Source organism: Streptomyces olivochromogenes (genome assembly GCF_001514115.1).
In the GTDB taxonomy this organism is placed as follows: Bacteria; Actinomycetota; Actinomycetes; order Streptomycetales; family Streptomycetaceae; genus Streptomyces; species Streptomyces olivochromogenes.
This window is the reverse complement of record NZ_KQ948456.1, coordinates 244,871-264,640: the sequence shown is the minus strand read 5'-3', so window position 1 is coordinate 264,640 and position 19,770 is coordinate 244,871. Positions and strand designations below refer to the sequence as shown.

Annotated in this window: 12 protein-coding genes; 9 read left to right on the top strand and 3 right to left on the bottom strand. The window is 70.3% G+C overall.

All coding sequences use genetic code 11. The features are described from left to right. The first annotated feature begins 12 nt into the window (after positions 1–12). From AQJ27_RS18900 to holA, 6 genes are all read left to right on the top strand, one after another. Positions 13–858 (top strand): DegV family protein, encoded by an 846-nt coding sequence (locus tag AQJ27_RS18900; RefSeq protein ID WP_067369997.1) that lies wholly within the window; start codon positions 13–15, stop codon positions 856–858. 737 nt (positions 859–1,595) lie between these two features. After that, a complete protein-coding gene (locus AQJ27_RS60820) occupies positions 1,596–2,273 on the top strand; it encodes a ComEA family DNA-binding protein (RefSeq protein WP_425275212.1) in 678 nt (225 codons plus the stop codon). 236 nt (positions 2,274–2,509) lie between these two features. Further along, complete coding sequence (locus tag AQJ27_RS18885; RefSeq protein WP_067369988.1) at positions 2,510–5,023, top strand: ComEC/Rec2 family competence protein; 2,514 nt, start codon at positions 2,510–2,512, stop codon at positions 5,021–5,023. Between the two features lie 4 nt (positions 5,024–5,027). After that, on the top strand, positions 5,028–5,855 hold the full coding sequence (locus AQJ27_RS18880; RefSeq protein ID WP_067369985.1) for an arylamine N-acetyltransferase family protein: 828 nt from the start codon (positions 5,028–5,030) through the stop codon (positions 5,853–5,855). 289 nt (positions 5,856–6,144) lie between these two features. After that, positions 6,145–6,390, top strand: coding sequence for a hypothetical protein (locus AQJ27_RS18875; RefSeq protein ID WP_067369977.1), 246 nt, complete (start codon positions 6,145–6,147; stop codon positions 6,388–6,390). A 73-nt stretch (positions 6,391–6,463) separates the two neighbouring features. Continuing rightward, complete coding sequence (holA, locus tag AQJ27_RS18870; protein WP_201264271.1) at positions 6,464–7,450, top strand: DNA polymerase III subunit delta; 987 nt, start codon at positions 6,464–6,466, stop codon at positions 7,448–7,450. A 445-nt stretch (positions 7,451–7,895) separates the two neighbouring features. Here holA and rpsT read toward each other — a convergent pair whose 3' ends face one another. Next, the gene (gene rpsT, locus AQJ27_RS18865; protein WP_054231951.1) at positions 7,896–8,162 is read right to left on the bottom strand and encodes a 30S ribosomal protein S20; all 267 of its coding nucleotides are present in this window, start codon (positions 8,160–8,162) and stop codon (positions 7,896–7,898) included. Between the two features lie 224 nt (positions 8,163–8,386). Between rpsT and lepA the strand changes: the two genes are divergently transcribed. Both lepA and AQJ27_RS18855 read left to right on the top strand, forming a co-directional pair. Then, the gene (gene lepA, locus AQJ27_RS18860; RefSeq protein ID WP_067369974.1) at positions 8,387–10,255 is read left to right on the top strand and encodes a translation elongation factor 4; all 1,869 of its coding nucleotides are present in this window, start codon (positions 8,387–8,389) and stop codon (positions 10,253–10,255) included. 261 nt (positions 10,256–10,516) lie between these two features. Continuing rightward, positions 10,517–12,391 (top strand): AMP-dependent synthetase/ligase, encoded by a 1,875-nt coding sequence (locus AQJ27_RS18855; RefSeq protein ID WP_067369971.1) that lies wholly within the window; start codon positions 10,517–10,519, stop codon positions 12,389–12,391. Positions 12,392–12,470: 79 nt separating this feature from the next. On the opposite strand, the gene AQJ27_RS18850 is transcribed toward AQJ27_RS18855, so the two are convergent. Together AQJ27_RS18850 and AQJ27_RS18845 are read right to left on the bottom strand one after the other, a co-directional pair. Next, the gene (locus AQJ27_RS18850) at positions 12,471–13,055 is read right to left on the bottom strand and encodes a response regulator (RefSeq protein WP_067369969.1); all 585 of its coding nucleotides are present in this window, start codon (positions 13,053–13,055) and stop codon (positions 12,471–12,473) included. An 11-nt stretch (positions 13,056–13,066) separates the two neighbouring features. Further along, on the bottom strand, positions 13,067–17,143 hold the full coding sequence (locus tag AQJ27_RS18845; protein ID WP_067370591.1) for a HAMP domain-containing protein: 4,077 nt from the start codon (positions 17,141–17,143) through the stop codon (positions 13,067–13,069). 247 nt (positions 17,144–17,390) lie between these two features. On the opposite strand from AQJ27_RS18845, the gene AQJ27_RS18840 reads away from it, so the two are divergent. Beyond that, positions 17,391–19,646 (top strand): ATP-binding SpoIIE family protein phosphatase, encoded by a 2,256-nt coding sequence (locus AQJ27_RS18840; protein WP_235613472.1) that lies wholly within the window; start codon positions 17,391–17,393, stop codon positions 19,644–19,646. Positions 19,647–19,770 lie beyond the last annotated feature (124 nt).

Sequence of the window (19,770 nt, the reverse complement as noted above, 5' to 3'; positions counted from 1 at the left end):
AACCTCCAGCTCATGTCCCGCCATGTCGCGATCGTCACCGATTCCACGGCCTACTTGCCGCCCCGGACGATGGAGCGCCACGGCATCACCGCGGTGCCCCTGACCGTCGTTCTCGGCAATGAGGCGCTCGAAGAGGGCACCGAGATCTCGGCCCGCTCCCTGGCACAGGCACTCCAGAAGCGGCGCCCCGTCACCACGTCCCGGCCCAGCCCCGAGGTCTTCGCCGCGGCCTACCGCAGGGTCGCCGAGTCGGGCGCGACCGACATCGTCTCGCTCCACCTGTCCGCCGAGCTCTCCGGCACCTACGACGCCGCCGTCCTCGCGGCCCGTGAGGCCCCGGTCCCCGTGCGGGTGGTGGACACCGGGATGATCGCGATGGCCCTCGGGTTCTGCGCACTGGCCGCGGCCGAGTCCGCGGAGGCGGGGGGCACCGTCGACGATGCGGTCACGGCCGCGGAGAAGCGGGCCGCGGGTACCTACGCGTACTTCTACGTCGACACACTCGACTATCTGCGCCGTGGCGGCCGGATCGGCGCCGCGCAGGCGCTGTTGGGCTCCGCGCTCGCGGTGAAACCGCTGCTCCAGCTCGACGGAGGGCGGATCGAACTCCTGGAGAAGGTACGGACGGCGTCCAAGGCGATCGCCCGGCTCGAGGAGATCGTGGCCGAACGCGCGGGCAGTGCCCAGGTCGACATCGCCGTCCACCATCTCGCCGCCCCCGAGCGGGCGTCCGCTCTCGCGGACCGGTTGCGGGCGCGGGTGCCGGGCGTGGTCGATCTGCATGTGAGCGAGGTCGGCGCGGTGATCGGGGCGCACACGGGCCCCGGGCTGCTGGGGGCGGTCGTCTCGCCTCGATGAGGCTGAGGAATCCGGTGGTGGCGGGGTGGGGGCGCCTGTGTCGGGTGGGATTGCTGCGTTTGCTGGGCCTGCTGGGCCTGGTGTGGCTCGTGTGGGTGACGGAGTTATCCACAACTGGGTAGTTTTCCCCGGGATTTGAGCAAGATCATCGCGAGGGTCGGGAGTTGCCCGATCCTCGACGCATGGCACTTCGATCACGCTCACGCACCGCCACTCCGACCAGCGGCCCGGGCCGCGGCCCCGTCTCCGACGGCCGCACCCGCCATCGCCGCCATCGCTCGCCAAGCCGCGCAGGCGCAGGCGCAGGTGTAGGTACAGGCGCAGGCGCAGGCGCAGGCGCAGGCACAGGTACAGATACAGGCGCTCGCGCCCGACGCCGCGATGCCTCGGCCGAGGCACTCCGCCTGCGTGCACAGGCACTCTTCCCCGAAAGGTCCGGCACACGGGGGGAGTTGGGGGACGGGCTGGGTGTGGACCGGGATGTGGGAGGCCCAAGGGGGAGCACCTCGGCGGGGCTCGGGGTCGCCGTCGTTCGGGGAAGTGGCGGCTCTTCGCCCACCGGGGTCCTGGACCGTGACGAACCGAGCCCGAGCCCAGGTGCGAGTGCGGGCGACCGTGCCGAGCGAGGCGTTCCCACGCCTGGGGCAACGGCGGCCTGGCGAGAGCGGGCCGGGCTTGCCGTGCGGGAGCGGATGCCGCTGTGGCTGCAGTCGAGGTGCGGTCTGGAGCGCAGGAGTGTGACCGCACTCGGTGTGCTGCTCGTTGTCGCCGTGGTCTTCGCCGTTCAGCAGTTCTGGGGTGGCAGGACGCAGTCGGTGCGGGCGCCCGAGGTGGTGCGGGCAGTGGCGCCGTACGGCGGGCAGAGCGGCGCGGTGGAGCGGAAGTCGGCGGAGCCGGGAGGCTCGGCCGGAGCGCCGCCGAGCCCAGCCGGTTCGGCCGGTTCGACTGGTTCGACCGGGACCGCGATCGTGGTGGACGTCAGCGGCAAGGTCCGCAGTCCCGGGCTGCAACGACTGCCTGCCGGGTCGCGGGTCGAGGACGCGCTGCGGGCCGCGGGTGGGGTGCGACCGGGTGCGAACACCGAGGGGCTCAACCGGGCCCGCCTCCTGGTGGACGGTGAACAGGTCCTGGTGGGCGTCCCCGTCGCTGTGGCTGGACCGGTCATGGGTGGCGGCTCCAGTGCCACGGGGATCGGCGGATCCGTTTCAGGAGCGGCTCCTTCGGCTCCCGTCTCCCTCAACACGGCCACCGTGGACCAGCTCGACACCCTGCCGGGCGTCGGTCCCGTTCTCGCCCAGCACATCATCGACTACCGCACCCAGCACGGCGGCTTCCGTTCGGTCGACGAGCTCCGCGAGGTCAATGGAATCGGCGACCGCCGGTTCTCCGATCTGCAGAAACTCGTACGGCCGTGAGCGGGCCCACCGGGCCCTCGGCGGCTTCCGTGACCTCTGTGCCCTCGCCACCTCCGTCACTCCCTTCACCCCCTTCACCCCCTTCATCCTCATCACTCCCTTCACCCCCTTCATCCTCATCACTCCCTTCACTCCCTTCACTCCCTTCATCACTCCCTTCACTCCCTTCGATCCACGCGGCCCCCGCACCGGCGGATGCCACGCGGAGCACCCGGCACTCCCGGAGCCGCCGAGCCGTGCACGCCGCCTCGGGGAAGCGGCTCGGTAGCGCCCACCCCCGGGAGGAAGGGCCGACGGATCTGCGGCTCGTGCCGCCCGCGCTCGCGGTCTGGGTGACGGCGGCGGTGACGGTGGGCGCACCGCCCGGACGGGTCACGGCCGTGGTGGTGGGCTGCCTGGTCCTGGCCGGCGTGTTGTTGGCGTTGGGGCGGACCAAGGCGCGCAGGGGGACGGAGTACGTCGCACGACCGTCCCGCGCGTGGCCGCGGGTCTCCGTCGCCGCCTCGCTGCTCTGTGTCGCGGCGGCCGCCGCCTCCGCGGGGCTGCACGGGGCGGATGTGCGCCGTGGCCCGATCCCGGCCCTGGCACGGCAGTACGCCCATGTGACCGCCGAGGTGGAGATCACCTCCGACCCACGGCTCACCCGGCCTCGGATCAAGGGGGATCACGCGGCTCCCACGGCTGTGCTGTTCGACGCGGAGGTCCGGCGGGTGACGCGGGCGGCCGAAGACGGGGCTGTGGTGGCGACGCGTACGCCGGTGCTGGTGATCGTCGACGCGAGTTCGCCGAGGGGCTCGCCCCGGCGGCCCGGCGGGCGCTCGCCCTGGCTGTCGCTGCTGCCGTCCACACGGTTGCGGGTGGCCGCGCGGCTCGCCCCCGCGCTGTCGGGCGGAGACCGGATCGCGGCCGTGCTGCGCGTGCGGGGGAGCAGGCCGCCGGAGGTGGTGGGGCAGCCGTCCGGGCCGCAGCGGTTCGCCGGCCGGTTGCGCGAGGGCCTGCGGCTGGCGACCGACGGGCTGGAGGCGGACGCGCGGGCGCTGCTGCCGGGGCTGGTCGTGGGGGACACCTCGCGGGTCACGCCGGAGCTGGACGAGGCGTTCAAGGCGACGGATCTCACACACCTGCTGGCGGTCAGCGGCGGCAACTTCACGATCTTGCTCGCCCTGTTCGTCGGACCACCGGGACTCGCCCAGCGGGCCGAGCGGCGTGGCCTCGCACCGCGGCTCGGTATCCCGCTGCGGGCCACCGCCCTGCTCGGCGGCGCGGTCACGCTCGGCTTCGTGATCGTGTGCCGGCCGGACCCGAGCGTGCTGCGGGCCGCGGCCTGCGGATCGATCGCCCTGCTCGCCCTCGCGACCGGCCGCCGCAGATCGCTGATTCCCGCCCTTGCCACGGCCGTACTGCTGCTGGTGCTGTACGACCCGTGGCTGTCACGGAGTTACGGCTTCCTGCTCTCCGTGCTGGCGACCGGCGCCTTGCTCACGCTCGCCCCGCGGTGGAGTGCGGCGCTCCAGAGACGCCGGATGCCGCCGCGCCTGGCCGAGGCGCTGGCCGCCGCGGGCGCCGCACAGGCCCTGTGCGCGCCGGTCGTCGCGGTTCTGTCGGCCCGGGTGAGCCTGGTGGCGGTGCCGTGCAATCTGCTCGCGGAGTTCGCCGTCGCCCCGGCCACGGTGCTGGGGTTCGCGACGCTGGCGACGGCGCCGGTGGTGCTGCCCGTGGCCAAGGGGCTCGCGTGGTGCGCGAGTTGGCCGGCCCGGTGGATCGCCGACATCGCCCGGACCGGCGCCGCGCTGCCCGGCGGGGGCGTGGACTGGCCCGCGAGCTGGCCGGGGGCGCTGCTGCTCGCCCTCGTCACGGCGGCCGTCGTGCTCGTCGGCCGCCGGCTCCTGAAGCACCCTTGGCTGAGCGGTGCCTGTGTCGTGGTGTTCCTGCTGGTCGTGGTGCAGCCGGCGCCGCTCACCAGGGTGATCACGGGATGGCCGCCGCCCGGCTGGCGGTTTGCGATGTGCGACGTGGGACAGGGCGACGCGACGGTGCTCGCGGCGGGCGACGGCACCGCGGTGGTGGTGGACGCGGGCCCTGATCCAGCGCTGGTCGACCGCTGTCTGACCACGCTCGGCATCACCCGGATCCCGCTCGTCGTGCTGACGCACTTCCACGCCGACCATGTGGCGGGGCTGCCGGGGGTGCTGCGCGGGCGTGCGGTGGGGGCGATCGAGACGACGGGCTTCGCGGAGCCGCCCGACCAGGCCGAGTTCGTACGGAGGGAGGCGGCCGCTCGCCGTATCTCGGTGACGTCGGCCGTGGCCGGTGAACGGCGGCGCATCGGCAGTCTCGACTGGCAGGTGCTGTGGCCGCCACCGAGCCCGGCGCCCACGCCGGACGGGCCGAACGACGCCAGCGTCGCCCTCGTCGTACGGTCGGCGGGGCTGCGGCTGCTGTTGCTCGGCGACCTCGAACCGCCGGCGCAGCAGGCGCTGCTGCGATCGCCGGCGGCCGGGGAGCTGACGGCCGTGGACGTGCTCAAGGTCGCCCACCACGGTTCGGCGTACCAGGACCCGGAGCTCATACGGAGGGTGGCCCCGCGGCTGGCTCTGATCTCGTGCGGCAAGGACAACCCGTACGGGCATCCCGCGCCCAGCACGGTCGCGGCGCTGCGTGCCGGGGGTGCCGTGGTGCTCCGGACGGACAAGGACGGGGCGCTGGCCGTCGTCGGTGGGGACGGAGGGCTGAGCGTGGCGGGAGACTGAGGGTATGAATTCCGCACAGGCCGATGCCTACCTCCGCCGGATCGGCGCCCATCACCCCGCGTGGCCCACTTCAGGTGTGCTGCGCGACCTGCACCTGCGCCATCTGAAGGCGGTGCCGTTCGAGAACCTGTCGATCCATCTGGGTGAGGAGATCGTGCTGGAGGAGAAGGAACTGCTGGACAAGGTGGTGGGCGGCCGCAGGGGTGGCTTCTGCTACGAACTGAACGGGGCGTTCGGGGCGTTGCTCGGGGCGCTGGGCTTCGACGTCACGCTGCTCGCGGGACGGGTGTACGGGGAGGAGGGGCGGCTCGGGATCCCGTACGACCATCTCGCGCTGCGGGTGCGGACGGTGGACGGGGGCGATTGGCTGGCGGACGTCGGGTTCGGGGCGCACAGTCACTATCCGCTGGCTTTCGGGGCGCGGACCGAACAGGTGGACCCGGGCGGCACGTTCAGGGTGCTCGAGGCGGGGCCGGACGCGGCGGGGGTGAGGGGCGTCGGCGGGCGTCGGGAGGCCGAGGACCTGGACGTCATCCGGGACGGCGGCCCGCAGTACCGCCTGGAGGTGCGGCCGCGGGTGCTGGGGGACTTCGCCGCCGGGGCCTGGTGGCACAGCACCTCGCCGAAGTCGCATTTCACGCGGTCGCTGGTCTGTTCGCGGGTGACGGAGGACGGAGGGCGGATCACGCTCAGCGGTCGGAACCTGACGGCGACGGCGCCGGACGGGACGAAGGAGGTGTCGGAACTGGCAACGGACGAGGATGTGCTGGCGCTCTACCGGGAGCGCTTCGGGATCGAGCTGGACCGGGTGCCGGAGGTGCGGAAGGGCTGATTCCTGCGGCCTGGTGCGGCGGAGGGCTGATTCCTGCGGTCTGGTGGAGCGGACGGCGTTCCTGCGGTCTGGTGGGGCGGTAGGGCTGGTTCCTGCGGTCTGGTGGGGCGGTCGGGGGCGGAGTGGTCGCGTGGGGTTACTTGTGCGTGGTCCCAGCACATGTGCTGGGTTCCTGTGACGTGGTCGTGAGTTCGTCGATCGGCTTCACCGCGCGGCGCATCGGACTGCGGAGCGTTCAGAAAGGCCGACCCCGGCGTCGGCCGTGTCCGGCGTGGCGGAAAATGTTCTCGTGAGCGATGTGAGACATGTGCTGGTGCTGCCCGACCGCGATGCCGCGGAAGAGGCGGCGGAGGCGATCGGTGACCGGTTCGGGCTCGACGAGGAGCCGCAGCTCGTCAGGGACGCGCTGGCCGGTGAGGACGATGCCGAGGACGCGCAGTGGCTACTGGTCCTGACGGATCCCGGGGAGCGGCTCGATTCGAAGGAGCTGGACGAGTTCGCGGGGGAGTGGGACGGCTGGCGCGAGGAGCCGTAGCGCTTCGCCGGGGCTGGGCGGACGGGTTCCGGTGCGGGGCGCGTTGTCAGTGGCGCGTGGGATGCTTTCGGTGATGGCCAAGAAGACCGCTCAAGACGACCCTCTCGCCCCCGTCACACTTGCCGTGGGCCAGGAGGACCTCCTGCTCGACCGTGCCGTGCAGGAGGTGGTGGCCGCCGCCAGGGCCGCCGACGCCGACACGGACGTACGGGACCTCGCTCCGGACCAGCTGCAGCCCGGCACGCTGGCCGAGCTCACGAGTCCCTCGCTCTTCTCCGAGCGCAAGGTCGTGGTCGTGCGCAATGCGCAGGATCTGTCGGCCGACACGGTCAAGGACGTGAAGGCGTACCTGGACGCGCCGGCCGAGGAGATCACCCTCGTGCTGCTGCACGCCGGTGGGGCCAAGGGCAAGGGGCTCCTCGACGCCGCGCGCAAGGTGGGGGCGCGTGAGGTGGCGTGCCCCAAGATGACGAAGCCCGCGGACCGGCTGGCGTTCGTGCGCGGCGAGTTCCGGGCGCTCGGGAGATCGGCCACGCCCGAGGCGTGCCAGGCGCTGGTCGACTCGATCGGGAGTGATCTGCGGGAGCTGGCGTCCGCGGTGTCGCAGCTGACCGCGGACGTCGAGGGGACGATCGACGAGGCCATTGTGGGGCGGTACTACACCGGGCGGGCCGAGGCGTCGAGCTTCACCGTGGCCGACCGGGCCGTGGAGGGGCGGGCCGCGGAGGCGTTGGAGGCGTTGCGGTGGTCTCTGTCGACCGGGGTCGCGCCCGTCTTGATCACCAGTGCGTTGGCTCAGGGGGTGCGGGCGATCGGGAAGCTGTCCTCCGCGCGGGGGGGCCGGCCGGCCGATCTTGCCCGTGAGCTGGGGATGCCGCCGTGGAAGATCGACCGGGTGCGGCAGCAGATGAGGGGGTGGACGCCGGACGGGGTCGCGGTTGCGCTGCGGGCGGTCGCCGATGCCGATGCCGGGGTCAAGGGTGGGGGAGATGATCCCGAGTACGCGCTGGAGAAGGCGGTCGTGGCGATTGCTCGGGCGGCTCGGTCTCGACGGGGGTAACGCCCGGCTGGGCTGAGCCCGGGTTCTTTCGCCCCCGCCGCCCCTGCCCTCCCCCAAGCTCTCGGCTTCGCTCGAGCAGGGGGGACCCCCATCATCCCAGGGGGCTCCGCCCCCGGACCCCCCAGCCCCGGGTGGGGTTGTCGGGTGCGGGTGGGTGGGGGTTGTTCGCGCAGTTCCCCGCGCCCCTGGGACGGGGCTTCGCCCCGATTTCCCCCTGCCTGCCTGCGTGCCTGCCTGCGCGCACCCCCTTCACGCCAAAGGCCCCGTCCGTCTCCTGGGGAAGGAGGGGAACGGGGCCTTTGGTTCACGATGGTGGATCCACGCCCGCGTGGCGAACGCAGGCCGCGCGTGGGTCCGGGGGTGCCGGTCAGGAGCGGAAGAGAGGGCCCGCTGGGTCCTTTCCGGCGGTCAAGTCAGGGGTTGAGCCCGATAGGGCCCAGCCGACTCAGCCCTTGAGGGAAGAGACCTTCGAAGCAAGCGCCGACTTCTTGTTGGCGGCCTGGTTCTTGTGGATGACGCCCTTCGAGACGGCCTTGTCGAGCTGGCGCGACGCAGCGCGCGTGTACTCGGTGGCCTTCTCGACGTCACCCGCGGCAGCAGCCTCGCGGGCCTTGCGGATCGCGGTCTTCAGGGAGGACTTGACCGACTTGTTGCGCAGCCGAGCCTTCTCGTTGGTCTTGATCCGCTTGATCTGGGACTTGATGTTCGCCACGAATGAGCCTTTACAGGTTCAGGCGCGCGAGACAGTACGTCTCACTCGCCGTTTGATTTCCTTGGGGTGTGTCTCCTGCAGAGAGGGCACGAGACACAGCCACCCAGGCTACCAGTAGCCGCACGACCGGCCCAAACCGGTCGCAGCTCCCCACCCGTGGGACCATGGAGCCTACGTATCGATCCGACCCGAGGCGACAGGCGCCTCAAGAGACAGGACCCTGCGTGCCCGCGACCCCTAACAATGTGCCCGAGCCGAGCCGTACCGCCCCGGCTCAGATCCGCAATTTCTGCATCATCGCGCACATCGACCACGGCAAGTCCACGCTCGCCGACCGCATGCTCCAGCTGACCGGGGTGGTCGAGCAGCGGCAGATGCGTGCCCAGTACCTCGACCGCATGGACATCGAGCGCGAGCGCGGCATCACGATCAAGTCCCAGGCGGTCCGGCTGCCCTGGGCCCCGACGGAGGATCCGGGTAACACCCACATCCTCAACATGATCGACACCCCTGGGCACGTGGACTTCACGTACGAGGTGTCCCGGTCGCTGGCCGCCTGCGAGGGGACCGTCCTCCTCGTCGACGCCGCCCAGGGCATCGAGGCGCAGACCCTCGCCAACCTCTACCTGGCGATGGAGAACGACCTCAAGATCATCCCCGTACTCAACAAGATCGACCTGCCGGCCGCCCAGCCGGAGAAGTTCTCCGAGGAGCTCGCCAATCTCATCGGCTGCGACCCCGAGGACGTACTGAAGGTCTCCGCCAAGACGGGGCTGGGTGTCGAGGCACTGCTCGACAAGGTGGTCGCCGAGATCCCCGCCCCGATCGGCATCGAGGACGCCCCCGCTCGCGCGATGATCTTCGACTCCGTCTACGACTCCTACCGCGGTGTCGTGACGTATGTACGTGTCATCGACGGGCAGCTCAACAAGCGTGAGCGGATCCGGATGATGTCCACCGGAGCGACCCATGAGCTGTTGGAGATCGGCGTCTCGTCCCCCGAGATGACGCCGGCCGACGGGCTGGGTGTCGGTGAGGTGGGCTACCTCATCACCGGCGTGAAGGACGTCCGGCAGTCCAAGGTCGGTGACACCATCACCACCCTGCACAAGGGCGCGACCGAGGCGCTCGGCGGGTACAAGGACCCCAAGCCCATGGTCTTCTCCGGGCTCTATCCGCTGGACGGGTCCGACTACCCCGAGCTGCGCGACGCCCTCGACAAGCTGCAGCTCAACGACGCCGCGCTCGTCTACGAGCCGGAGACCTCCGCCGCGCTCGGCTTCGGTTTCCGCGTCGGTTTCCTCGGGCTGCTGCACCTCGACGTGATCCGTGAGCGGCTCGAGCGCGAGTTCGGGCTCGACCTGATCGCGACCGCGCCGAACGTGGTCTACCGGGTCGTCATGGAGGACCGCAGCGAGCACGTCGTCACCAACCCGAGCGAGTTCCCCGAGGGCAAGATCGACGAGGTGTACGAGCCCGTCGTGCGCGCCACGATCCTCGCGCCCTCCGAGTTCATCGGCTCGATCATGGAGCTGTGCCAGACCCGGCGCGGCACCCTGCTCGGCATGGACTACCTGTCCGAGGACCGGGTCGAGATCCGGTACACGCTGCCGCTCGCCGAGATCGTTTTCGACTTCTTCGACCAGTTGAAGTCGAAGACCCGGGGTTACGCCTCGCTCGACTACGAGCCCACCGGCGAGCAGACCTCCAGCCTGGTCAAGGTCGACATCCTGCTGCACGGCGACAAGGTGGACGCCTTCTCGGCGATCACCCACAAGGACGCGGCGTACGCGTACGGTGTGCGGCTCGTCGCGAAGCTGCGTGAGCTGATCCCGAGGCAGGCCTTCGAGGTGCCCATCCAGGCAGCCATCGGCTCGCGCGTCATCGCGCGTGAGACCATCCGGGCCATCCGCAAGGACGTCCTCGCCAAGTGCTACGGCGGTGACATCTCCCGTAAGCGGAAGCTGCTGGAGAAGCAGAAGGAAGGCAAGAAGCGGATGAAGATGGTGGGCTCTGTGGAGGTTCCGCAAGAGGCCTTCATCGCGGTGCTGTCCAGCGACGACAGCGGCGGTTCGGCGAAGGGCAAGAAGTAGCCACCTGTTACCCCCGGAAACTCGGGCACAATGCGGGCTCGTCGCGCTTCGGCGTGGCGAGCCCGTACGCGTGCGTAGGGTCGCTCTCTGTAGGAAGTGACAGGCCGCCGCCTCTTACGCACTGGCCGGACGCGCCTTACTCTGATCTCTGCTCGATGGTTACTCGCGAGTTAAACAACAGCCGAACCAGCCAGCCGCACAGCAACAGTCAGCAGTCGGTCGAGCCAGACGCACGCACTGTCGCGGGCCCCGGAGGATGTCGTGAGCGACACACAGACCCTGATCGAGAACCGTCCGCCGTCCGTGGCGGCCCTCTTCCTGGAACGCGTGGCCGCCACGCCGAACGCCGAGGCCTACCGCTACCCGGTCCACCCTGCCTCGGGTGAGGGCCCGGACGAGTGGAAGTCGCTGAGCTGGGCGCAGGCCGCCGAGCGGGTCTACGCCATCGCGGCCGGACTGATCGAACTGGGCGTACAGCCGGAGCAGCGCGTCGCGCTCGCCTCCTCCACCCGGGTCGAGTGGATCCTCGCCGACCTCGGCATCCTGTGCGCGGGCGCGGCCACGACGACGATCTACCCGCAGACGAACGCCGAGGAGTCGGCGTTCATCCTCTCCGACTCCGACAGCAAGGTCCTGATCGCGGAGAACGTGGCCCAGCTGGCCAAGGCCCGTGAGAAGCGCGCCGAGCTGCCCGGGCTCAGCCACATCGTCGTCATCGACCCGGCGGGCGTCGAGACCGGCGACGGGGTGCTCACCCTCGCCGAACTGGAGACGCGCGGTGCCGCGTACCTGGAGAAGAACCCCGAGCTGATCAAGGAGCGCGTCGGCGCGATCACCGCCGACCAGCTCGCGACCCTCATCTACACCTCCGGTACCACCGGCCGCCCCAAGGGCGTGCGCCTCCCGCACGACAACTGGTCGTACATGGCGAAGGCCATCGCCTCGACCGGGCTGCTCGGTCCCGACGACGTGCAGTACCTGTGGCTGCCGCTCGCCCACGTCTTCGGCAAGGTGCTCACCTCCGGCCAGATCGAGGTCGGGCACGTCACCGCCGTCGACGGCCGCGTCGACAAGATCATCGAGAATCTGCCGATCGTGCAGCCGACGTACATGGCGGCCGTCCCGCGCATCTTCGAGAAGGTCTACAACGGTGTCGCGGCCAAGGCACGGGCCGGTGGCGGCGCCAAGTACAAGATCTTCCAGTGGGCCGCCGAGGTCTCCCGCGAGTACGCGAAGGCCAGCCAGGACAATTTCCGCCGCACCGGCACCGCCTCCGTGCCCTTCGGGCTGGGCGCCAAGCACAAGGTCGCGGACGCGCTCGTCTTCGCCAAGATCCGCGAGGCCTTCGGCGGCCGGCTGCGCGCCTGCGTCTCCGGCTCCGCCGCGCTCGCCCCCGAGATCGGCTACTTCTTCGCGGGCGCCGGCATCCACATCCTCGAGGGGTACGGCCTGACGGAGTCCTCCGCCGCCTCCTTCGTGAACCCCGGCGAGGCGTACCGCACCGGCACGGTCGGCAAGCCGCTGCCCGGCACGGAGGTGCGCATCGCGGACGACGGCGAGATCCTGCTGCGCAGCCCCGGCATCATGGAGGGCTACCACGGGCTGCCCGAGAAGACCGCCGAGGTCCTCGAATCCGACGGCTGGTTCCACACCGGCGACATCGGCGAGCTGTCGCCCGACGGGTACCTCCGGATCACCGACCGCAAGAAGGACCTCATCAAGACCTCGGGCGGCAAGTACATCGCGCCCGCCGAGGTCGAGGGCCAGTTCAAGGCCGTCTGTCCGTACGTCTCCAACATCCTCGTGCACGGCGCCGACCGGAACTTCTGCACCGCCCTCATCGCCCTGGACGAACCGTCCATCCTGGAGTGGGCGAAGGAGAACGGGCTGGAGGGCAAGTCGTACGCCGAGGTCGTCGCGGCCCCTGCGACGGTCGCCCTCGTCGAGGGGTACGTCAAGGAGCTCAACGAGGGGCTCCAGCGGTGGCAGACCATCAAGAAGTTCCGGTTGCTGCCGCGGGATCTTGATGTGGAGCACGGGGAGATCACGCCGAGTCTGAAGTTGAAGCGGCCGGTTGTGGAGCGGGAGTACAAGGGGCTGATCGAGGAGATGTACGCCGGTTCCAGGGAGGCGTGAGGCTGTCTTTCGGCTTGCGGGTCGGTGGGGGCTGGGCGCGCCCACGCGGCGGAGCCGCATATGTCGCGGCCCCGCGCCCCTAAAGGGCGCGGTTGCCGCTCAGCCCCGCTACCAGGCTCTGCAGTTCTCGGACCTGCCTCCGTAGGTCGGAAAGGTCCGGGGGGTCTTCGGACGACAAGCGCTTCTCCAAGGCCGCGAGCCGTGTGCTGATCTGGGCCGCGTGGGTGTGTTCCTGGGTCAGTAGGCGTTCCAGTTGCTGGTTCTTGCGGTGGAGGTCCAGGAAGACCGTGACCTTGGCGCGCAGGACCCAGGGGTCGAAGGGCTTGGTCAGGTAGTCGGCGGCACCGGTGGCGTAGCCGCGGAAGGCGTAGCCCGCGTCGGCGTCGGTGCCGGTCAGGAAGATGATCGGGACGTCCTTGGTCTGGTCGAGCCGCTTGATGTTGGCGGCTGTCTCGAAGCCGTCCATGCCGGGCATGCGGATGTCGAGGAGGACGACGGCGAAGCGTTGCCTGAGCAGCGCCTTCATCGCCTCCTCGCCCGAACGCGCACGTACGAGCGGCTCGTTGAGGGACCCCAGGACGGCCTCCAGCGCGATCAGGTTGTCCTCCATGTCGTCGACCAGGAGGATGCTGGCGCGCTCGTAGGTCGTTTCCTCAGCGCTCATGGTGACTGTCCTCATTCGGTCGTCGGCGGGGCCGCGGCCTCCTCGGACGATGCGCTCGGCCCCGGAACAACGGATCCTTCGGAGTCGTCCTGCTCCGCGTCGTGCACGCTCTCCGGGTCGAGGAGGGCGCAGACGACCGTGAGCAGCTGATCGACGTCCACCGGCTTGGGCACGTAGTCGTTGGCACCGCGCGCGATGGACTTCTCGCGGTCTCCCGGCATCGCCTTCGCGGTGAGCGCGACGATCGGCAGGCCCGTCCAGCGGGGGGTGCGGCGGATGGCGGAGATCGTCTCGTAGCCGTCCATCTCCGGCATCATGATGTCCATCAGGACGAGTTGCACGTCGGGGTTGCGCTCCAGGGTCTCGATGCCCTCGCGGCCGTTCTCCGCGTACAGGACGGGCATGCCGACGCGGCCCAGGACATGGGTGAGCGCGAAGACGTTGCGGATGTCGTCGTCCACGATCAGCACCCGTCGCCCCGGCAGCACCTGACCCGCCCGGCCGGCCTTCCACTCCTCCAGCTTGGTGGGGGTGGGCCAGGAGTCATCGGTGTCGTGAGAGGTGTACGGCTCGGTGGACAGCTGCTCGGGCACGAGCGGCCGGAGGTCCTCCGGGGCGGCGCCGGTCGCCGTGTGGCCGGGGCTGATGACAGGGACGTACAGCGTGAAGGTGGAGCCCTTGCCGGGGGCGCTCTCCGCGATGATGCGGCCGCCGAGCAGCCCGGCGATCTCCCGGCTGATGGACAGGCCGAGGCCGGTGCCGCCGTACTTGCGGTTGGTGGTGCCGTCGGCCTGCTGGAACGCCTCGAAGATCACCGGGAGTTTCTCCGCGGCGATCCCGATGCCGGTGTCGGAGACGGCGAAGGCGATCACGTCGTCGCTGTTCTCCCGGGTGAAGGCGTGGTCGGGGTCCTTGAGGCGGTTGACGCGCAGTTCGACCCGGCCGGTCGCGGTGAACTTGATCGCGTTGGAGAGCAGGTTGCGCAGGATCTGCTGGAGCCGCTGCTCGTCCGAGTACATCTCCCGCGGTACGTCCTCCCCGACCGTCACCTCGAAGGCGAGACCCCGGTCGAGGGTGAGTGGCCGGAACGTGGCGTGGACGTAGTCGAGGAGTTTGATCAGGGGGAGCTTCTTCGGGCGTACGTCCATACGGCCCGCCTCGATCTTCGACAGGTCGAGGATGTCGTTGATGAGCTGGAGGAGGTCCGATCCCGAGCGGTGGATCGTCGTCGCGAACTGCACCTCCTGGTCGGAGAGATGGCCGTCCGGGTTGTCCGACAGCAGCCGGGCGAGGATCAGCAGCGAGTTCAGCGGGGTGCGCAGCTCGTGCGACATGTTCGCCAGGAACTCCGACTTGTACTGCGAGCTCGTCGCCAGGAGCGCCGCCTTCTCCTCCAGCTCGGCGTTCGAGCGTTGCAGCTCCGCCTGCTGCGACTGGAGTTCGTCCGAGCGGTCCTGGAGCTGGATGGCGAGGCGCTGGGACTCGCCGAGCAGGGACTCCGTGCGGGAGTTGGCGATGATCGTGTTGATGGCCACGCCGATGGTGTTCACGAACTGGTCGAAGAAGGCCAGATGGACGTCGGAGAAGCGGGAGAAGGAGGCGAGCTCGATCACACCGAGGAGTTTGTCCTCGAAGAGGATCGGGATGATGACGACGCTGGCGGGGGCGGCTTCCCCCAGACCGCTGTTGATCTTGATGTAGTCCGGCGGGGCCTCCTCGACGAGGATCCGCTTCTTCTCGCGGGCCGCCTGCCGGACCAGGCCGTGCACCGGCATGCCGCCCGTGTCGACCGTGGCGCCCTGCGCCGAGCCGTATCCGGCGATGAAGGCGAGTCCCTTGGCGGGGACGGCGGTGTGGAGGGAGGCTCCGTCCTCCTCCGGGTCGGCCAGGAAGAAGGCGCCGTACTGCGCGTTCACCAGCGGGGTCAGCTCGCGCAGGATCAGGTCGGCGACCTCCATCAGGTCGCGGTGGCCCTGCATCAGCGCGGCGAGGCGGGCGAGGTTGGACTCCAGCCAGTCCTTCGCGCGGGTGGTCTCACGCAGGTTGGCCACCATCAGGTTGATGTTGTCCTTCAGCTCGGCGACCTCGCCCTGCGTCTCCACGGTGATGGAGCGGGACATGTCGCCCTGTGCCACCGCGGAGGCCACCTCGGCGATCGCGCGGACCTGGGTGGTGAGGTTGGAGGCGAGTTCGTTGACGTTGGTCGTGAGGCGCTTCCAGGTGCCGTACACGCCCTCGACCCGTGCCTGACCGCCGAGTTGGCCCTCCGAACCCACCTCGCGGGCCACCCGGGTCACCTCGGAGGAGAAGGAGGAGAGCGTGTCGACCATCGTGTTGATGGTCGTCTTCAGCTCCAGGATCTCGCCGCGGGCGTCCACGTCGATCTTCTTCGACAGGTCGCCCTGCGCCACGGCCGTCGCGACCTGCGCGATGTTCCGCACCTGCGAAGTGAGGTTGTCGGCCATGTAGTTGACGTTGTCGGTCAGATCCCGCCAGACGCCGGAGACGCCGAGAACCTGGGCTCGTCCGCCGAGCCGCCCGTCGGTGCCGACCTCGCGGGCCACCCGGGTCACCTCGTCGGCGAAGGCCCGAAGCTGCTCCACCATCGTGTTGACGGTGTCCTTCAGCTCCAGGATCTCGCCGCGGGCGTCGACCGTGATCTTCTTCGACAGGTCGCCGTTCGCGACGGCCGTCGTCACCTGGGCGATGTTGCGGACCTGGGAGGTCAGGTTCAGGGCCATGAAGTTGACGTTGTCGGTGAGGTCCTTCCAGACGCCGGAGACGCCTCTGACCTGGGCCTGGCCGCCGAGGTTGCCTTCGGTGCCGACCTCGCGGGCCACGCGTGTGACCTCGTCGGCGAAGGCGGAGAGCTGGTCGACCATGGTGTTGATGGTCGACTTGAGTTCGAGGATCTCGCCCTTCGCCTCGACCGTGATCTTCTTGCCGAGGTCGCCCTGCGCGACGGCCGTGGAGACGAGGGCGATGTTGCGGACCTGCGAAGTCAGGTTGTCCGCCATGAAGTTGACGTTGTCGGTGAGGTCCTTCCAGACGCCGGAGACGCCTCTGACCTGGGCCCGCCCGCCGAGGTTGCCTTCGGTGCCGACCTCGCGGGCCACCCGCGTGACCTCGTCGGCGAAGGCGGAGAGCTGGTCGACCATGGTGTTGATGGTCGACTTCAGTTCGAGGATCTCGCCCTTCGCGTCCACCGTGATCTTCTGGCTGAGGTCGCCGTTGGCCACGGCCGTGGTGACCTGGGCGATGTTGCGGACCTGGGACGTCAGGTTCGAGGCCATGAAGTTGACGTTGTCGGTGAGGTCCTTCCAGACTCCCGAGACGCCTCTGACCTGGGCGCGGCCACCCAGTTGCCCTTCGGTGCCGACCTCGCGGGCCACCCGCGTGACCTCGTCGGCGAACGCGGACAGCTGGTCGACCATCGTGTTCACGGTGAGCTTCAGTTCGAGCAGCTCACCGGTCGCCTCGACCGTCACCGTACGGGTCAGGTCGCCGCGCGCCACCGCCGTGGTCACCAGGGCGATGTCACGGACCTGGGCCGTCAGCCGGGAGGCCATCGTGTTGACCGCCTCGGTCACATCGCGCCAACTGCCCGACAGACCCTGCACCTTGGCGCGCCCGCCGAGTCGGCCCTCGGTGCCGACCTCGCGCGCGACCCGGGTCACCTCGCCCGTGAAGAGGGAGAGCTGATCGACCATCTTGTTGACGGCTCGCCCCAACCTCCTCAGATCGCCTCTGAGTTGACGGTTGCCGTCGTGCAGGTCGACCCGCTGGGTGAGGTCGCCGCCGGCCACCGCGTCCAGGACGCGCGTCGCGTTCGCGGCAGGCGCCACCAGGGCGTCGAGCAACTGGTTCACGTCATTGACGCGGGTCGTCCAACTGCCCTGGCCCGGGCTCGCCGACAGCCGCTCGTCGAGGCGTCCGTGCCGGACCAGCTCCCGTCGTACCCGCTGCACTTCCGTGTTGAAGTGGGTGCTGCGGTCGATGATCTGGTTGAACGCCGCGCTCAGGTCGGCCACCAGGCCGTGCCCCGTCTCCGGCACCTTGGAGAAGTCACCGTCCCGCGCGGCGGTCATCGCGGCGAGCAGCGGACGCAGATCGGACGCCGCGATCCGGCCGTCGTCGAATGCCCGAATCTGTCCGTCTTCGAGCACACGCGTAGCACTGTTCTCACTCATGGCGGCCCACTTCGGTAACTCGGCGCTTATGGGCGTGGCCAGTCTGTCACTCTGTCCGTGTCGCCTGAGGCGTATTCGTCCGAACTGCTCAGGGAGCCGCACAGTGGGGGCCATTCCGACGCAACGGGAGTCGCAACCGGACTCCATGGCGCTTGCCCCTGGTACGCCCGCGTACTACCGCGTGGGTCAGGAAGCCATGGCGCGCGCCGCGCTGCCGGGCACTCCGCTCGCGCCCGGCGCCGCCCGGCGCATGGTGCGCGAGACGCTCGCCGACTGGGGGGAACTGGCCCTGCCCGGCGCCGAGATCGTCCGCGAGCGCCTCGCCGAGGACGCCGTCCTGGTCGTCAGCGAACTCGTCACCAACGCCGTCGTGCACGCGGGCACCGACGTCGAGCTGCTGTGCCGGCTGGAGATCACCGACGGAGGTGCGGTGGGCGCGGTGGTCGTCGAGGTCTCCGACCACCATCCCTCACGGGCGGTACGCGAGGAGTCGGCCGAACGGGCGTACGGCATACCGGAGTACGGGCGGGGGCTGCGGTTGGTCGCCTCCCTGTCGGAGGCGTGGGGGATCACGTATCGGACCGGGGTCAAGACCGTGTGGGCGCGGCTGCCTGTGGACGGGGGGCTGGGTGTCGAGGAGGGGCTGGGTGTTCAGGGTGGGTTGGGTGTCGAGGGTGAGTTGGGTGTTGAAGGCGGGCTGAGTGTTGAAGGCGGGCTGAGTGTTGAAGGTGGGTTGGGTGTTGGTGGCGGGTTGGGCGTTGAGCGTGGGCTGAGTGTGGGTGGTGGGTTCGGTGCCGATGGGGGGATGGGTGTCGGGCCGGGAATGACGGACGCCATGGGACTGTCCTCCGGTTCGGGGTTGGCCGACGGAATCGGACTGCCGGGCGGGACGGGACTGCCGGGCGGAATCGGACTGCCGAGCGGGACGGGACTGGTCGGAGGGACGGGACTGGTCGGGGGGACGGGACCGTTCGGCGAGACGGTCGCTCCTGGACCGCGGCAGAGCCCGCGACAGGACGGCGACTGGCTCAACCGCGGCGCTCTCTCCTTCCTCGCCGAGGCATCCGACCTGCTCGCCGGGCAGCTCGACGAGGACCTCGTCGCCGCGCTCGCCGGACAGCTCCTCGTGCCGCGGCTCGCCGACTGGTGTGCCGTATGGCTGGAGGACGAGGCCACCGACCGGGCGGGTGGACTCGGGCTGGCCCTGGGACCCCGGCTCGCCCGCGTCTGGCACGGCAGTGAGAACCGGATCGAGGAGCTGCGGCGGGCCCTGGAGAAGGATCCGCCACGGTTGCCGGACTCGGTGCGGTCCCGGGCGGTGCCGGTGCCCTGGCCGGGGGAGGCGTTAGGACCGGGGGAGGCGTTAGGCACGGGGCAGGGGCAGGGGCAGGGGCAGGGGCAGGGGCAGGCGGGTGGCGCGGGCGCGGTGAGCGGGGCGGCGCTCGCGTACCGGCTGATCGCCGGCGGCCGGCCGCTCGGCACCCTCGTCATCGGCCGGGCCGGACTGACCGCCTTCCCCGACGAGATCACCGGGCTCGTCGAGGACCTCAGCCGGCGGATCGCCCTCGCCATCGGCGCGGCCCGCCAGTACGCGCGCCAGGCCACCATCAGCCGGGTCCTCCAGCGCGGCCTGCTGCCCGGCGCGGTCGCCGAGATCCCCGGGGTGCGCAGCGCCCTCGTGTACGAGCCGCTCGACAAGGGCGGACCCAGCGGTGACTTCTACGATCTGTTCCCCGCGGGCGACGGGCGCTGGTGCTTCGTCCTCGGCGACGTCCAGGGCAAGGGGCCCGAGGCCGCCGTCGTGATCGGCCTCGCCCGGCCCTGGGTACGGCTGCTGGCCCGTGAGGGCTACCACGTCGCGGACGTCCTCGACCGCCTCAACCAGCTCCTCCTCGACGACGCGACCGAGGCGGCGGACGCGGCGGCCCGTGCGCTGGTGGCGGCGGGCGGGCCAGGTCTCGGCCCCGACGAGGGTCCGCAGACCCGTTTCCTCTCCATGCTGTACGGCGAGCTGGTGCCCTTCGAGGGCGGCGTACGCTGCACCCTCGCCTCCGCCGGGCACCCGCTGCCGCTGATCCTCGGCCCGGACGGCGACGTACGGGAGGTGGCCGAGCCGCAGACCCTCCTCGGGGTCTTCGAGGACGCGACCTATGTCTCCGAGACCTTCGACCTGTACCCCGGTGACACCGTCCTGTGTGTCACCGACGGGGTGACGGAGCGCCGCAGCGGGCCCCGCCAGTTCGATGACGACGAAGGGCTCGCGGAGGCCCTCGCGGGCTGTACGGGGCTGAGCGCCGAGCTCGTCGCGGAACGGATCCGGCGGCTCGTGCACGAGTTCGGCAGCAAGCCGCCGGAGGACGACCTGGCGTTGTTGGTGCTGCAGGCGGAGTGGACGGAGTAAGGCGGAGTCGGGGGAGCGGGGAGAGGAGAGAGGGAGAGTGGGGGGAGCGGGGAGGGTGGGGAGCGGGGGAGAGAGAAACTGCAGGTGAGTGGCTGGAAAGGGGTATGCGGCCGGGTACGGGACA

What these genes read in the sequence shown, in the direction of transcription:
- AQJ27_RS18900 (WP_067369997.1), top strand. Translation starts at nt 13, where the DNA reads ATGTCCCGCCATGTCGCGATCGTCACCGATTCCACGGCCTACTTGCCG.
- AQJ27_RS18880 (WP_067369985.1), top strand. Translation starts at nt 5,028, where the DNA reads ATGAATTCCGCACAGGCCGATGCCTACCTCCGCCGGATCGGCGCCCAT.
- holA (WP_201264271.1), top strand. Translation starts at nt 6,464, where the DNA reads ATGGCCAAGAAGACCGCTCAAGACGACCCTCTCGCCCCCGTCACACTT.
- AQJ27_RS18850 (WP_067369969.1), bottom strand. Translation starts at nt 13,055, where the DNA reads ATGAGCGCTGAGGAAACGACCTACGAGCGCGCCAGCATCCTCCTGGTC.
- AQJ27_RS18845 (WP_067370591.1), bottom strand. Translation starts at nt 17,143, where the DNA reads ATGACCGCCGCGCGGGACGGTGACTTCTCCAAGGTGCCGGAGACGGGG.
- AQJ27_RS18840 (WP_235613472.1), top strand. Translation starts at nt 17,391, where the DNA reads ATGGCGCTTGCCCCTGGTACGCCCGCGTACTACCGCGTGGGTCAGGAA.